The organism is Mesorhizobium sp. WSM4810, from assembly GCF_055811235.1.
In genome coordinates, this window is the sequence record NZ_JBVVQV010000043.1 from 1 (window position 1) to 14,183 (window position 14,183).

The window sequence follows — 14,183 nt, forward strand, 5'->3', positions numbered from 1 at the left end:
GGCTCAATGCGGAAGCCGCGGATCTTCACCTGGTCGTCGTTGCGGCCTAGGAACTCCAGATTGCCATCCGGCAGATAACGCCCCAGGTCGCCGGTCCGGTACATCCGGGCGCCTGCCTCGTCGCTGAACGGATCGGCCAAAAACCGCTCCGCCGTCAGCTCCGGCTGGTTCAGGTAGCCACGCGCAACCCCCGCCCCGCCGATGTAGAGCTCACCCACCGCCCCGAACGGCACGGGAGCACCATGCCCGTCCAGCAGATACACCCGCGTGTTCGCAATCGGGCGCCCGAGGGGAGGCAATTGGGGCCAGCATGATGGGTCAGCTGCAAGCCGGTGCTCGGCAATGACGTTGATTTCTGTCGACCCGTATTGATTGATCAATCTCGCCTTTGGATGTGCTTCGAAGAACGCCCTAAGCCCTGGAGTGGCCTGCAATTGCTCACCTGCTGTATAGATCTCACTTAGAAAGGGCAGCTGCACTTGCTGCCCGCCCCAGACCTCCGCAAAATGGTTCAATGCTACGAATGGAAGGAAAAGCCGCTCGATCGCCTCCCCCTTCACGAACTCGAGCAAGTCGGAGAAGTCCTTGCGGGTTTCTTCCCGCAAGAGCACGAGCAGTCCACCCTCCTTCCAACAAATGAACAATTCCTGGGAGGACACATCGAAGTTCAGGGTCGCGAATTGAAGTGTGCAAAGTTTTGACGTGCCAACCCCCGCGAGCGAATTCACAAGCGAGCCGTGGGACATTTCGACGCCCTTTGGCGTTCCGGTAGAGCCTGAAGTGTAGATTACATAGGCGAGATGGCGGGATGTGAGGCCAAGCGTGCGCGGGTCCGGGTCCGAAGACGCGCGCTCGGCCCAGGCCGGGGTGGCCGTATCCAGATCGACCACTGTCACATCGGTCAGCACCTCGGGGCCGAGTGCTGCGCGTCCGGCCCCATCGCAAACTAGCAGCCGCGGCGCGGCATCGTCCACAACCTGCCGCAGCCGCGCGCTGGGATAGGCCGGGTCCAGCGGTAGATAGGCGCCGCCCGCCTTGAGGATTGCCAAGACACCGACTACCATGGCCAGGCTGCGCTCAACGCAGATCGCCACCGGCCGGTCCGGCTTGACCCCAAGGGCGATCAGATGATGGGCCAGCCGGTTGGCCCGCGCGTTGAGCTCGCCATAGCTCAGGCGCTCGTCGTCACAGACCACCGCCGCCGCCTCCGGCGCCTGGCGCACCTGCGCCTCGAACAACTCATGGATGCACCGGTTCGAACGATAATCCGCCGCCGTCCGGTTCAGATCCTCCAGCAGATAGGTGCGCTCGGCGGCCGGCAGGATATCGATGCGGCCGACCGACTGCCCCGCATCGGCCATCACGCCACACAACAATGTTTGCAAATGCTGCGTCATACGGTCGATCTGCTCCGGTGCCAATCGACTTGCATCAAAGTGCCATCGAAAGCTCCCATCCAGAGCGCAAACCTCGAATGTCAGCAAATCACCAGATAGGGTTGTCTCAGAACTCGCGTTCGAAGCTAGATCGCCAGCGGCAGAACAGTTATCTGCTGTAATCGTGATGCCAATCGGCCATGGCCGGTGTGATCGTAGTGCCTCCACATCCCGCAATGTCGGGGAGCGCGCGATAAGATCCCGCGCGAAGCTGCCGTGCTCCGTCAGCCGAGCGAATTCGGCCGCCACCGCCCTGCGCACTTCCTCAAAAGTATGTGCAAGATCAATGGTAACTTTGATTGGCACGACAGAGGCGATAAGCATCTCCACCGCTTTCGAACCGGCTTGCGATCTATCCGATGCAGGCGTGCATCCCAGTTGAAGCTCTGCTTCTCCCGTGATGCGGGCGAGATAGATCAGCCAAGCCGTTACCAAGTATTCCGTGCGATCGAGTGGCGACAGCTTAGCCAAAGCACTTGGAATGACCCCCGAACTCGACTGCCATCTGGGCGGCGTCTCAGCTACGGACGACGACACGAAGGGAAGCTGCGATGTTTTAAACTGCTCTAGCCGCCGTCGCCAAAAATACTCTGAAGGGGCCAGCTTTTCATGGGCGGCAGTTATGCTCTGCGCCTGTTCATCGCTTAATATCGGAAGGCGACCACCTTCATTCAGATTCCAGTGTCCCGCCAAGCTCCCTCCGTCACCAATCGCAGTTGCCACCGTACCCTCGTCTGAGTTTCCGGTGAGCGTGGTCAGCGGACGACTTCTCTCAGTCTGTGCGCCTTAGAGGACTACGCATGCATCGTGCCAAAGGTGAAGTCGTTCTCAATGAACATGATAGCAAGAATACTGCTATGTGGCTTATCCGACATCGCCGGACATCGTACCATTGAGCGCGCTTTCAATCGGCACAGGCCTTCCGGAATCTCGCCGAGTGTTCGGCGAAGCAAGCGGAGCCTGGAACATATCACTGTCCACGCGGGCTGCGGCCACGTGGGTAGGGACATCTTCGTGGAAAGCCCCGTTTAATCAATGAAGACCAACGAGAAAGCGGAGCCCATGTGAACGAGACAACGAACAATTTTCCCGCAGAGGTCCGCGCCCCGTGCGGTGCGGACGGGTTGGGTCGCTAAGGTCGATGTTCCTCGCATTGAGCGGCGGTTTGAGATCTGTCGTTTGTTTACTTTGTTCAATATGCCGAGCCTGCCGGGTCGTTGAGCCTGTGGCGCTCGGTTCCGTTGAGGGGCGGGTTGAAGATACTTACGAGGATCAGGTCCTTGTCTCGGCCCCCGCGCAGAAGATGCTTGTCATGCTTATCAAGCACATAGATGTCGCCCTTGCGAATGGGGAAGACATTACCATCCATGTCCTCGACCTCGCCCTCTCCGGCGATGCAGTAGCAGGCTTCAAGATGATTACGGTATTGCAGAAGCGAGACCGTGTTAGCGCGCACTACGGTGTGGCAGATACTAAAGCCCATGCCGTCCTTATCCGTCAGGAGGCGGTGGCTAGTACCATTGCCCCAATCGACGAAGTGATCGGTCGCTTCAACATCCTGCAGGCTACGCACAATCATAGCGCTATCCCCTTTTGTATTCCGCAGCCGAGCCGGAAGTAGGGCGCGTACTACCGTGATGTTGCCACTTCGGCGCGGTACTGCCGCCTGCGTTGCATGTTTCAGAATGCCCTACCGGCCACATGTTTCCCTACTTCGCTGTGCCTCCGACACGAATACAACTCCGCAGCCTGTTAGCTATTGAAGCAAATCTCGTGCCACCCTGGTAGCGGCACATCGATTACGTTCAAATGAATAAGTTGCTGCCCTGCGAGGTCGTTTCAGCGCATCTCGACTGGTGGGTCGGCAAGACCATGGGGAACGGGAATGATCGCAGGCGTAAAGGGACGGCTTTGGGGCCGGAAGCTTCGGGCCGGGAAAACCGGACCCAAGTTGGGCGCAAGCATTGTTGGCCTCCGCCCGGTCAGGCATTCACCGGCTCGGGAAATGCCAATTGATTCTGCTCAACCGCGGCATGCCTAAACGGCCACCTGCGTCCCGATCTCGACCACGCGTCCGGTCGGGATTTGGAAATACTCCGTCGCATCGGCCGCCGTGCGCGCCAGCCCGATGAACAGCTTGTCCTGCCAGGCCGGCATGCCGGAATTGGGCGAGGCCTTGAGTGAGCGCCGCGACAGGAAGAAGGATGTCGTCATGATGTCGAACTTCCAGCCCTGCTTGCGGCAGATCGCCAGCGCGCGCGGGATGTTGGGCTGCTCCATGTAGCCGAAGGTCAGCGTCACCCGCATGAACAGCTCGTTGACCGTTTCCATCTTGACGCGCTCGCTGTCGGGCACGACCGGCTGCGGTGCCGTCACCACCGAAAGGATAACGTTCTGCTCGTGCAGCACCTTGTAGTGCTTCAGGCTGTGCATCAGCGCGGTCGGCGCGCTCAGCGGGTCGCTGGTCAGGAACACCGCGGTGCCCGAGACCAAATGCGGCTTCTTCTTCAGCAGATTGCCGGCAAGGAAATCCAGCGGGATCTCGTTCCGCCGGGTCTTTTCGAACAAATAGCGGGTGCCGCGGATCCAGGTCCACATGGTCAGCACAATAACTGCGGCAATGGCAAGCGAGGACCAGCCCCCTTCAAACACCTTGACTATGTTGGCTGCAAAGAAGCCGGAATCGACGAAGGCGAACACCGCCATCAAGGCGACCGCGACGCCGAGCGGCCATTTCCAGATGCGCGTCATCACAACAAAAAGCAGTATGTTCGTCACCAGCATGTTGCCGGTCACCGAAATACCGTAGGCCGAGGCAAGGCGGCTGGATTCGCCGAAGCCGACCACCAGCAACATCACCACCAGCGCCAGCATCAGGTTGATGCGCGGCAGATAGATCTGGCCCGACTGTTTTTCCGACGTGTGCTGGATGACGAAACGCGGCAGCATATTGAGCTGCACCGCCTGTCTGGTCAGCGAAAAAGCGCCGGAGATCACCGCCTGGCTGGCGATAACGGTCGCCGCCGTCGCCAGCACGACCATCGGAATAAGCGTCCAGCCCTGGTTCATCTCGAAGAAGGGATGACCGACAACGCCGCCATTTGCCAGCACGAAGGCGCCTTGCCCGACATAATTGAGCAACAGACAAGGGAACACGATTGCCAGCCACGCGAGCACGATCGGCTTGCGGCCGAAATGACCGAGGTCGGCATAGAGCGCCTCGGCGCCGGTGACGGCGAGGAAGACCGCACCAACCGTGACGAAGGCGACATCGGGCGAATTGACCAGGAACGACACGATGTAATGCGGGCTGATCGCCAGCAGGATTTCCGGATCGGCGATGATGTGGTTAATGCCGGAAACGCCGATGGCCAGGAACCATAGCGCTGTGACTGGTCCGAACACCAATCCTACGCCGCCGGTGCCAAACCGCTGTACCGCAAACAGGATCGCCAGGATGGCCAGTGTCAGCGGCACCACATAGGGCTGGAAGGTCGGCGTGACGACATTCATACCTTCGACCGCCGACAGCACCGAGATCGCCGGCGTAATGACTGCGTCGCCGAAAAAAAGCGCCGCGCCGACGATGCCGATGCCGAGGATCACCGCCGAGCGCGTCGGGAAACTGTTGCGCGCCAGCGCCATCAGCGACAGCACCCCGCCCTCGCCGCGATTGTCCGCACGGAGCACGAACATGATGTATTTGATGGTGACGGTGATCGTCAGCGACCAGATGATCAGCGAGAGTACGCCGAGGATGTCGCCACGGTTGGCGACGTTGCCACCGGCCGATGCGTGCAACGCCTCGCGGAATGCATAGATCGGGCTGGTGCCGATATCGCCGTAAACCACGCCGAGCGCGCCCAGCATCAGCACTTTTGTGCTGTGCTGCTCGACCTCAGAATGGCTCGATTGTTCGACAGGTTCTGCCTCGTTACCAGTACTGGTAAGGGCCATGGACGACACTCCGATAAGCGGGCGGTGCTCTACGCTTGCTGCACTGCAATATCAAGTGCCGCAACGTAATGTCTGCCGGCATCGCCTGTCGTTGCTCGCCTTGGCAGACTCGCCAGCCCGAAGCCCTACCGACGAGCAATAGCGCATCGGCAGAACCCTCCAACGCCCAGATCAATGAATGGTTCTCGGCCACAGCGCCCCCCGCGATGCGACCGATGGCGACCAGGGGTGTCGGGGCGCACAAGGATGGCGGTTTCCTGATGCCGTTGCTCCAGTGTGATCGCACCGTTGCTGCGCAAGCCATTTACATGCTCGATCCAAGCGAGACGTGGCCAACTCGAACGCAGGGCCAAGCCGCTCACCGGCCGCACTTTGCGGCGCAGATAACGATTCGATCTCCGCGGCGAGATACTGGTTGAAGAAGCGCCGTCTGGAAAGACAGCGGAATGCGGATGGTTCTCGCGCTGACCAGGTCAATCGTTCGAGATCAGATTCGCGAACAATTGTTACCCATGATTGACCTTGCGCAGGCCGCTGAGACGTTGCTGGCATCCATCCCGCCGGACTTGCTAGTGCGGGCTGTCGACGTCTACACGGGACGTCCGCAGCCTCTTACTCGCGGACTTGAAACTGTGGCTGAGCGAGGAGCAGGACCGACGTGCCATGTTGGATCGACTAAAAGGTGACTTTGTGCCGTTACAAATGGCGCGAGTCGCTTTCGCGCATGCCGAGGGGATCGACGTGAGCGAGTTGCAGGAAAAAGCCGTGCAGGTTCTAGGTTTCTTTGTGCGCGAGAGCCCCCCGCAGTTATTTGGCACCTGCGATCGGCTTCTCACCCTGCTGGATGGCGTCGACGGCACCGCTGAACTGATCGCTGCGCTGAAGCGAGGTCGGGAAAGGATCTTCGCGCAGCGAAAAGCGATCGACACCGCGATGAAGCAACCCGATCCGCCGCTCGTCGGATGGAACGCACCATAGGGCGTGAGCCATATCTTTAGTCTCCCGCTTCTTCCACTTCCCGCGTTGGCTATGCAGCGAGGCCGAAAAGTGGCGATGCAGTTCTCCTCATCTCATAAAAAAGCTTTTGATGTAGATCTGCGGGCCATAAGATTCTTGGATGAGATCGATTCTCGGAAGAAGCAATGAGCCGTTCCTCTACGCCGCAAAAAAGAGAGCACCACTTCTACGTATCGATAGCCAAGTTCCTTTTCTATCATCCTGAATATGGCATTGTGTCCGTGAGTGACCCGATAAGGCGCATGGATGCAGAACGGCATGGGCTTAGCCCCGCGTTGTTCTTGAAGGCATCGTCAGCGTTCCTGCCGGCCGGCGGTCGTTTCAATCGGCCAAGCGTCGAAGCGCTCTATCTGGGCCTACCGACTCTTGAGAATACAAGCAGGGATGCCAACAGCACTCCACCCGGCATCCTTGCCGCCTACAAGATCACGCTCGGCCAGGCGGCCGACCTTTCGCAGGGATTCGACCCGGACATCTGGGACAGCGCCCGGCAGGACTGGGATTGTGCCTGGCGCCAGATCGCCCGAATCGACAAGAAGATCCCGCCATCGTGGAAGCTCGCGGACTTGGTCATCACCGCCGGGCCTTCGCGGCATGCTGTTTCCGTCGCTGCGTCACCCCGGACGGCACCAATCTGGTGATCTTTGCGGCCAATCTTGTCGACGGCGACCATGTCGCGGTTCACGATCCCGATCAACGGCTGCCGCACGCCAGTCGTCCTGGCCTGAGTTATCGACTGCCTCTAGGACCGCAACGCGACGACGCCCCCGTCACGACACCTGGTCCTCAACGACATCGACCTCGCCCTCCCTCCCAAACCGGCTGGAATACCGCCGGCCAGCAGCTTTTCTTTCGACAGGAGCCCAGCATCCTCGAGGGCCTCGAAATCCGGCAGTTGGCGCGGCGTGTCGAGCCCGAACTGCGTGAAGCCTGCCGCCTTTGCCCTAAGCTTCGGTGCGACGGCGACAAGCCGCTCCGCCCGCCGGGCAATCTCTGTGGCGAGCCGACATGCCTCGACGGCGCCCTGAACCGGCGCGACGCAGACCGCGCGCTCAAAACTTTCTTCCCCGGGTCGGATGAGCTCGCCGCCGGCGTCGCGAAAAGCCGCAGCAAAGGCCTGCGCCATCACCAGCGGCAGCGGTCGCGGCCAGCGCAGGTTTTGCGCCAGCACCAGGTCGCCCAGCCACCAGGCCAAAAGCTCGGCATCGGGCCGCATGGCGACGACGTGAGCGGCGATCGCGCGGCGGCGAATGGTGCCGGCCGCTGCAACCCCAACAGATTTTCGATGTCCGTGCAAAGGTCGGCGAGCGCCGCGCCGTCCCAAGGGAGCCCCATTCTGTCAACGATCTTTTTGAGCCGATCGGCGCTGACGGCGAGCGGCTGAGCCGCCACCTGCCGCCAGGCGCTAAGCACCGCGCCGGCGGGCACCGGTCGGGCAGAAGTGCCAGGCATCAGGCAGGGCGGCTTCCTCCTCCGCGCGACCGGCGAGCCGCATGCGGGCGGCGGCACAGCGAAGCGCCAGCCGCTGCCGCCAGGCCCCGGGCAGCTGGCTTGCGCGCGGGCCAGCGTGTCGAGCGAAGGCAAGGCGGCCCCGGCCTGGAAAGCGGCGTCGGTGTTGAGGGCCCGCCGTCGGCGGCGAGCGCCCAAGCAGGAACAGAGGGTGGTGCAGAGGAGCTGGCGGTGCGGGATCGAGGCGAATCATGATCTCAAGAGTAAGCGCCGGTGCGCTTCTTGCCAGCATTATCGCGCCAAAACGCACAGGCTGTCGTGCGCGCAAAACGAATGATAATGCATTATCGGTCGTTATCGAGCTTCGATAGGCGGGGCCTTGGGCCGAAAGGTAACTCGGGGCTCCGCTGCTCTCTCCCAACTTCATGCGGCAAGTCACCGCTATGACCCGCAGCAGGCGGGAAGTTATTCTTCGAACTAAACTTTATGGTTGCAAGTTTCTCGCGATATTCACATGATCAGCCCTTGGCTCTGAAGGGTAGAAAACGCTGCCCGCCGAGGAATCGTCTTTTAGCCTTAAATGAAGCCTGACGTGCCGATACCAAACGACTTGGGGGAGATCATGCGTTACGTCATGCGGGCACCAAGTCCGCCAGCAGTCCTTGGAGACTCGCTTGCGGGCGAAAGGCGACAATCCTTCCTTCGGTATCTGCAGCTTGATCCCTTGAAGCGCGAACAGACCCGCGTTCCGATCATGCAGTTCGAGTCACTGGAGATCATGCGTGATCTCTCGCACATGTTCCTGGGGAAATGCGCTTTCTGCGAGCAGGCATCGAAAAGCATGTTCCTACACCGTTTCAGGAATGAACGATGCCGAGCCAACGATCGGCAGCGAGGAGGACGGCCGGGCGCGCGATGCCCATCTTTATTACGGTTGGCTGTCGGATGCCTGGATCAACCTCTATCCGATCTGCGCGGATTGCAGGCCGAAGCGAACCACGTACTTCCCGGTCAAAGGACAGAGGGCGCACATCCCGACGCCGGAAGAATACGCCCGGTTTGTCGAGAATGGCGATGGGAAGTGGCCGGGGCTTGAGCTTGACGAGACACCGCTCCTGGTCGATCCCTGTGCCAGCGATATTGCCCGCCATCTCGTCCCGCGCGACGACGGATCGCTGGAAGCCGCAAGCCCGCAAGGCGAGGAGACGATCAAGCATTTCCGGCTCAATCGGACGCGATTGAGAACCAGGCGAAAGCAGGCATTCGACGACTACGCAAAACTCGAAGGCGATGGGCCGAACGACACCAATGAATTCGTCGGCCTCTGGCGGATGCTGAGGCGTCAGGCCGATGCCGGCGATGCAGAGATCGCAGCGATCACCGCGTCCGCGAATATCGTCGAGGAAGCTGACATCGCTGGAGCACGACCTCGCCTGCAGGAAATCCGGCTGACGAACTTCAAGGCCATCGAGACCCTGTCGATAAAGCTGCCGGCTGCCAGATCCGACCGAACGCATAGCGCAGGCCCTTTTGATCCTTGGTGAGAACGCTACCGGCAAGAGCTCGATCCTGGAGGCGATCGCGCTTGCGCTTGTCGGCGCTGGAGCTCGCCCTGATCTGGTCGAAGAACCGGGTAGCCTGAGGTTGAACCCAAGTTTCATGGGTGCCGAGGACCTACCTCAGAAGTCATCGGCCAAGGTCCAGCTTCAATTCGACAACGGACAGGTCTCGACACTCACGGTCGGCGCCAAGGGCTATTCCCAAACCGGCGAGAACCGGTTGCCCCTGGTCTTCGGCTACGGCGCGTACCGTCATTATGTGCGTGACCTGCATGCCTGGAAACCTTCGCGACCGGTGCTCAGCCTGTTCCATACCGACAGCCTGCTCAGCAATCCGGAGAACTGGCTCCTCGGCCTGCCGCCAACCGAGTACAGGGCCGTCGTCCAGGCACTGGGCGTGATCTTCGGGGCGGCCGAAGAGATCGACGTCATCTATCGCGACGAGGCCAAGGGCCGCTGCTTCGTCGAGATGCAGATCGATGCGTCCGGCAAGAAGAGCAGGACCCCGCTATCGAACGTCTCGTCGGGCTTCCGCACCATTCTCGCATTGTCCTGCGACATCATGCGATGGCTCATGGATCGCGCCATCAATCCCAATTTTAGGACGCTGCCTCGGCGGAGGGGATTGTGCTGATCGACGAGGCGGAGGCCCATCTCCACCCGCGCTGGAAGATCCACATCATGAAGGGCCTGCGCACCGCCTTGCCGTCAATGACCTTCATCGTCACGACCCATGATCCATTGTGCCTCAGGGGAATGCGCGACGGGGAGGTGGTGGTGTTGAGCAAGGTGGCAAGGCAGCGTGGCAGTGGTCAGATCCCGGTAATGGTCGACAGCCTGACGCAGTTGCCGAAGGTGTCGGCACTGACCATCGAGCAACTCCTGACCTCGGACCTGTTCAGCCTTTTTTCCACGGACGATCCCGAGACGGAGGCAAGCCTCGCCCGTCTTGGCGACTATCTCGCGAAGGCCGGAAGTGTGCCGGACCAGGCCGTCCGGGCTGCGATGGACGCGATCCGCAGGCAGGTGGTGGACGCCTTCCGGTCGGCATGAGCGAGGCTGCCCGGCTCGTGCAGGAGGCCGTTGCGGACTACCTTGTCAAGCGGCGCAACTTTGCCGGCAAGCCACGCGAGGACCTGCGCGACGAAACGAAAAAGCGGATCCTGGCCGTCCTGGAGGGCATCTGATGCGGCGCGTCGATCGGGCCCTGGTTTCGGCGCCGGCTGTCCTTGTCGGCGACAAGAGCCGCGGCGGCAAGGAACTGGCGAAGGCGAAGATCTTCTTCGAGGCGAAGGCAAAGGCAGAAGCTGCGGGAGCGGCAGCCGGCGCGCTGGCTCCAGCCACGAAAGCAAGGAAGAAGAAGGAAAAGACGTTCGGTTTTAGCGCCTATTCCGACGAAGCGGTCAAATACGCGCTCGACAAGCTGTTCTTCGGCAAATGCGCCTATTGCGAAAGCCGATATGCCAACCAGGCACCGGTCGATGTCGAACATTACCGGCCGAAGGGACGCATCGCCGGCGTTGCCAATCATCCCGGCTACTGGTGGCTCGCCATGGTATGGGACATACCTGCTGCCGAGCTGCATCGATTGCAATCGCCGGCGTTGGCAGGATTTGCCGAAATTCCCGGTAAGCCTCGCGCAACTGCTGTCGGCGCCCGAGATGCAAGGGGTCAAGGCATCGCTTGGCAAGCAGGATCTATTTCCGATCGCCGGCGCGGACAGGGCGACGGCGGACTTTCCCGGCATCGACGAGCAGCCCGACCTGGTCAACCCCTGCGTGGACGATCCGGAAGAGCACCTGGTGTTCCACATCGACCGCGGTGACCCCCTCGGGCTCGTTCTTCCGGCCTTCAAGGATAACGTCTCCTCGCGGCGTGGCCTAACATCGATCCATGTTTACGGCCTGAACCGCCTCGGATTGGTCCAGGAGCGAACGCGGATGCTGCGCAAGCTCGATTTCCTGAGCCGGTTGATCGACGAAATCGGCAAGATTTCGGAGACGCTGCTTGCCAGCCGCGATAGAAAGAACAAGACGATGGGCGCGCGGCTCGACCTCCTGGTCAACCAGATCCTGGACGAAATCCGCGCGATGGCGGAGCCGGACCAGCCCTATTCGAGCCTCGTGAAGGCTTGGTCGAAGACGCTTAAACCAACTGAGGGAGATGGGACATGAACGCGCCTGAGGGGAGCTGCGACCTCGTCATGAAAGGCGGGATCACCAGTGGGGTGGTTTATCCGAAGGCCGTCGTGAAACTCTCGCACAAGTACCGCTTTCGCAATATCGGCGGCACGTCGGCCGGTGCGATTGCCGCCGTTGTTACGGCTGCGGCCGAATACAGACGCGCGGACGGCGGATTTGAAAAGATCGAGGCGCTTCCAAAGCAGTTGTCGGCGACGCTCCTGGAGAAATTTCAGCCCCGCCCGGAGCTTCGTCCGGTCTTCAATCTGATGCTGGCGGCGATGTCGAAAAGTATCGCGGGCACAGTCTTCGCACTTTTGAAAGGCTACCCAGTGCCAGCGCTTCTGGGTGCCATCCCCGCCATCATTGTTGCCATCATGATCCCGTTCGCCTGGCATTCGATTGCGGCGGCGATCCTCGCTGTCCTACTGTTCCTGTTCCTGCTCGTTCTCCTGCCGGCCGCCACGGCGAGTTTTGTCGCCGCCCGCCATGTCGCCCGCAGGCTTCCGGAGGCCGATTACGGCCTCTGCAACGGAATGACCCAACCTTACACGCTGGCCGGCCATCCCGCCCTGACCGAGTGGCTGGCCGATACGATCGATCGCGTCGCCGGGCGTCCGGCCACCGCCGTGCCGCTCGGGGTCAAGGACCTTCAATCCCGTGAGATCAGGGTGCAGACGGTGACCACCGACATCACCTCGCATCGCCCCTACGTGCTGCCGATGGAGAACAATCTTCATTACTTTTCCGAGCGGGAGTTCCGTGCGCTTTTTCCGGCTCGCGTCGTCGACGCGATGCTGACGACGCCAAAGGAGGGGTCAATCGACCTCTATCCGTTCAAGATCGATAATCTTCCGCTAGTGGTCCTTGCACGTATGAGCCTCAGCTTCCCGGCACTGATCTCGGCCGTGCCGCTATACAGGATCGACTATACGCTGGTCGGCGTCCCCGAACAGGACAGGTTGGTGCGCTGCATGTTCTCCGACGGAGGGCTGTCGTCGAATTTTCCGGTACATTTCTTCGATCGCTTCCTGCCGTCGCGCCCGACTTTTGGCATCTCTCTCGGGGAATATGACCGCCGGCGGGAGAAGCCGGAAAGCACCGGGGAAACCCGGGTATTCCTTCCGACAAAGGCGGGACAGGGGCAACTCCTACCAACGCAAGGCTTTTCCGGCCTGATCGCCTTCGTGTTCGCCCTCTTTGACAGCGCCAAGGACTGGCAGGATTCCCTCCAGTCGATCCTCGCCGGCTATCGCGAACGGATCGCGATGGTCAACCTCAAGCCTGAGGAAGGCGGCCTCAATCTGGACATGCCGCCGGGACGCATAGACCAACTCACCGGCTTAGGCGAACGTGCCGGCGACCTCATCACAAACGATTTCGAACTCAATGAGCACAAGTGGCGTCGATCGCCGCTCTTGGAACAGCGTTTCAGAAGCAACAGCCGCTGGAGAGCTTCGACGACCGTATGCCGAAGAGTCGCAGCCGGATCCGCTCTGTTGCCCGGATGGACTATTGACCGCGACAATTGCAGCCGGACAGTGAAGATGTCTGATCGATAAAGGTCAAGTGTCGCGGTTACGCAGGGGATCGCTGGGGACCAGCGGATGCGGCCCTACCGTCGTCGCGCGCGACGCGGACCGGTTTCGCGCGGCGAACAGCGTCTGGAGGCATCCAGACCACACGCTGACCGACTGTCCGCGTCCTGATATCGTCTGCATACCCGATTTCTTCGTCAATCCGGGCGGGAGCGTCGCCGGGCAATATGAGCCTGAAGCGCGCTGGCTGAAGCGCATGCATGAGGAAGGCGCACTGCTGGCGAGCGCCTGTTCGGGCGCGGTCCTGCTGGGCGAGGCCGGACTTCTCGCGAACCGCGAGGCGATGATCCACTGGGGCTATGTCGACACGCCGACCAACAACTATCCCGGCGTGAAGGTGAAGGTGGAGCGGTCGCTGGTGCTGAGCGGCGAGGCGCAGCGCATCGTCATGGCCGGCGGCGGATCGAGTTGGCAGGATCTCGCGCTCTATCTGATTGCGCGCTTCGTCGGTCTTCGTGAGGCGATCGAGGTGGCCAGGGTCTACATGCTGCAATGGCACGACCTCGGCCAGCAGCCATTCGCCGCGCTCGCGCGCTCGCGTCAGACCAGCGACGCAGTGATCAAGCAAAGTCAACAATGGGCGGAATCGAATTTCCGCAAGTCGGCACCCGTCGCCGTTATGGCACGCCTGTCCGGCTTGCCCGAACGCTCCTTCGCGCGTCGTTTCGCCAAGGCGACGGGCATGAAGGCATTGGACTATGTTCACGCGCTGCGGCTCGAAGAAGCCAAGTGGCTGCTGGAAACGAGCGACGAGGCCGTCGAGGCGATCGCCAATGAAGTCGGCTACGAGGACACGAGTTTCTTCGGGCGCCTGTTCCGCCGCAAGGTCGGTATTACACCGATGCAATATCGCTTGCGCTTCGGGTCGCCGCGCCGGGCGGTTCAAAAGGAATGACCGGGGATAGTCCGCCAGGCAGAACGTTGGTTTCATCATCGGTGAATGTTGGTTTTTGGGTAGCAGGGGCATCAACTCATGCCACGCGACAG

The 14,183-nt window shown here is 61.0% G+C and carries 14 protein-coding genes; 9 read left to right on the forward strand and 5 right to left on the reverse strand.

Annotation, left to right across the window (positions count from 1 at the left end; translation table 11 throughout):
- From AC0L3O_RS33125 to AC0L3O_RS33135, 3 genes are all read right to left on the reverse strand, one after another.
- A partial coding sequence (locus AC0L3O_RS33125) for a non-ribosomal peptide synthetase (RefSeq protein WP_473617837.1) occupies positions 1–1,760 on the reverse strand: 1,760 nt, incomplete at its 3' end.
- An 868-nt stretch (positions 1,761–2,628) separates the two neighbouring features.
- The gene (locus AC0L3O_RS33130) at positions 2,629–3,015 is read right to left on the reverse strand and encodes an ectoine synthase (RefSeq protein ID WP_473617794.1); all 387 of its coding nucleotides are present in this window, start codon (positions 3,013–3,015) and stop codon (positions 2,629–2,631) included.
- Between the two features lie 458 nt (positions 3,016–3,473).
- Positions 3,474–5,393 (reverse strand): potassium transporter Kup, encoded by a 1,920-nt coding sequence (locus tag AC0L3O_RS33135; RefSeq protein WP_473617795.1) that lies wholly within the window; start codon positions 5,391–5,393, stop codon positions 3,474–3,476.
- A gap of 663 nt (positions 5,394–6,056) precedes the next feature.
- On the opposite strand from AC0L3O_RS33135, the gene AC0L3O_RS33140 reads away from it, so the two are divergent.
- Entirely contained in the window at positions 6,057–6,371 is a 315-nt protein-coding gene (locus tag AC0L3O_RS33140) for a hypothetical protein (protein ID WP_473617796.1), read from the forward strand.
- A 164-nt stretch (positions 6,372–6,535) separates the two neighbouring features.
- Complete coding sequence (locus tag AC0L3O_RS33145; RefSeq protein ID WP_473617798.1) at positions 6,536–7,051, forward strand: hypothetical protein; 516 nt, start codon at positions 6,536–6,538, stop codon at positions 7,049–7,051.
- 101 nt (positions 7,052–7,152) lie between these two features.
- Here the strand turns inward: AC0L3O_RS33145 and AC0L3O_RS33150 are convergent, their stop codons facing one another.
- Both AC0L3O_RS33150 and AC0L3O_RS33155 read right to left on the reverse strand, forming a co-directional pair.
- On the reverse strand, positions 7,153–7,707 hold the full coding sequence (locus tag AC0L3O_RS33150) for a DUF1403 family protein (RefSeq protein ID WP_473617799.1): 555 nt from the start codon (positions 7,705–7,707) through the stop codon (positions 7,153–7,155).
- A gap of 108 nt (positions 7,708–7,815) precedes the next feature.
- Positions 7,816–8,286, reverse strand: a complete 471-nt coding sequence (locus tag AC0L3O_RS33155) for a DUF1403 family protein (protein WP_473617800.1) — start codon at positions 8,284–8,286, stop codon at positions 7,816–7,818.
- A gap of 436 nt (positions 8,287–8,722) precedes the next feature.
- Here AC0L3O_RS33155 and AC0L3O_RS33160 point away from each other — a divergent pair, with 436 nt between their 5' ends.
- The 7 genes from AC0L3O_RS33160 to AC0L3O_RS33190 all read left to right on the forward strand — a co-directional run bounded on the left by AC0L3O_RS33160 (position 8,723) and on the right by AC0L3O_RS33190 (position 14,091).
- Entirely contained in the window at positions 8,723–9,403 is a 681-nt protein-coding gene (locus tag AC0L3O_RS33160; protein ID WP_473617802.1) for a hypothetical protein, read from the forward strand.
- The gene (locus tag AC0L3O_RS33165; RefSeq protein WP_473617803.1) at positions 9,390–10,052 is read left to right on the forward strand and encodes an AAA family ATPase; all 663 of its coding nucleotides are present in this window, start codon (positions 9,390–9,392) and stop codon (positions 10,050–10,052) included. Before AC0L3O_RS33160 ends, AC0L3O_RS33165 begins: the two co-directional genes overlap by 14 nt.
- Positions 10,046–10,471: a hypothetical protein gene (locus AC0L3O_RS33170; RefSeq protein ID WP_473617804.1), complete on the forward strand. Its 426-nt coding sequence runs from the start codon at positions 10,046–10,048 to the stop codon at positions 10,469–10,471. The genes AC0L3O_RS33165 and AC0L3O_RS33170 overlap by 7 nt, the downstream gene beginning before the upstream one ends.
- Positions 10,468–10,605, forward strand: coding sequence for a hypothetical protein (locus AC0L3O_RS33175; RefSeq protein ID WP_473617806.1), 138 nt, complete (start codon positions 10,468–10,470; stop codon positions 10,603–10,605). The genes AC0L3O_RS33170 and AC0L3O_RS33175 overlap by 4 nt, the downstream gene beginning before the upstream one ends.
- Positions 10,606–10,899: 294 nt before the next feature.
- Positions 10,900–11,592: a hypothetical protein gene (locus AC0L3O_RS33180; RefSeq protein WP_473617807.1), complete on the forward strand. Its 693-nt coding sequence runs from the start codon at positions 10,900–10,902 to the stop codon at positions 11,590–11,592.
- Positions 11,589–13,160, forward strand: coding sequence for a patatin-like phospholipase family protein (locus AC0L3O_RS33185; RefSeq protein WP_473617809.1), 1,572 nt, complete (start codon positions 11,589–11,591; stop codon positions 13,158–13,160). The genes AC0L3O_RS33180 and AC0L3O_RS33185 overlap by 4 nt, the downstream gene beginning before the upstream one ends.
- Before the next feature lie 7 nt (positions 13,161–13,167).
- Complete coding sequence (locus AC0L3O_RS33190; protein ID WP_473617810.1) at positions 13,168–14,091, forward strand: GlxA family transcriptional regulator; 924 nt, start codon at positions 13,168–13,170, stop codon at positions 14,089–14,091.
- Positions 14,092–14,183 lie beyond the last annotated feature (92 nt).

Bases quoted from the DNA above. Each gene is read 5' to 3' on its own strand.
- AC0L3O_RS33145 (WP_473617798.1), top strand. From the start codon at position 6,536: ATGAGCCGTTCCTCTACGCCGCAAAAAAGAGAGCACCACTTCTACGTA.
- AC0L3O_RS33130 (WP_473617794.1), bottom strand. From the start codon at position 3,015: ATGATTGTGCGTAGCCTGCAGGATGTTGAAGCGACCGATCACTTCGTC.
- AC0L3O_RS33160 (WP_473617802.1), top strand. From the start codon at position 8,723: ATGAACGATGCCGAGCCAACGATCGGCAGCGAGGAGGACGGCCGGGCG.
- AC0L3O_RS33155 (WP_473617800.1), bottom strand. From the start codon at position 8,286: ATGAAGTTGGGAGAGAGCAGCGGAGCCCCGAGTTACCTTTCGGCCCAA.
- AC0L3O_RS33135 (WP_473617795.1), bottom strand. From the start codon at position 5,393: ATGGCCCTTACCAGTACTGGTAACGAGGCAGAACCTGTCGAACAATCG.
- AC0L3O_RS33140 (WP_473617796.1), top strand. From the start codon at position 6,057: ATGTTGGATCGACTAAAAGGTGACTTTGTGCCGTTACAAATGGCGCGA.
- AC0L3O_RS33175 (WP_473617806.1), top strand. From the start codon at position 10,468: ATGAGCGAGGCTGCCCGGCTCGTGCAGGAGGCCGTTGCGGACTACCTT.
- AC0L3O_RS33185 (WP_473617809.1), top strand. From the start codon at position 11,589: ATGAACGCGCCTGAGGGGAGCTGCGACCTCGTCATGAAAGGCGGGATC.
- AC0L3O_RS33180 (WP_473617807.1), top strand. From the start codon at position 10,900: ATGTCGAACATTACCGGCCGAAGGGACGCATCGCCGGCGTTGCCAATC.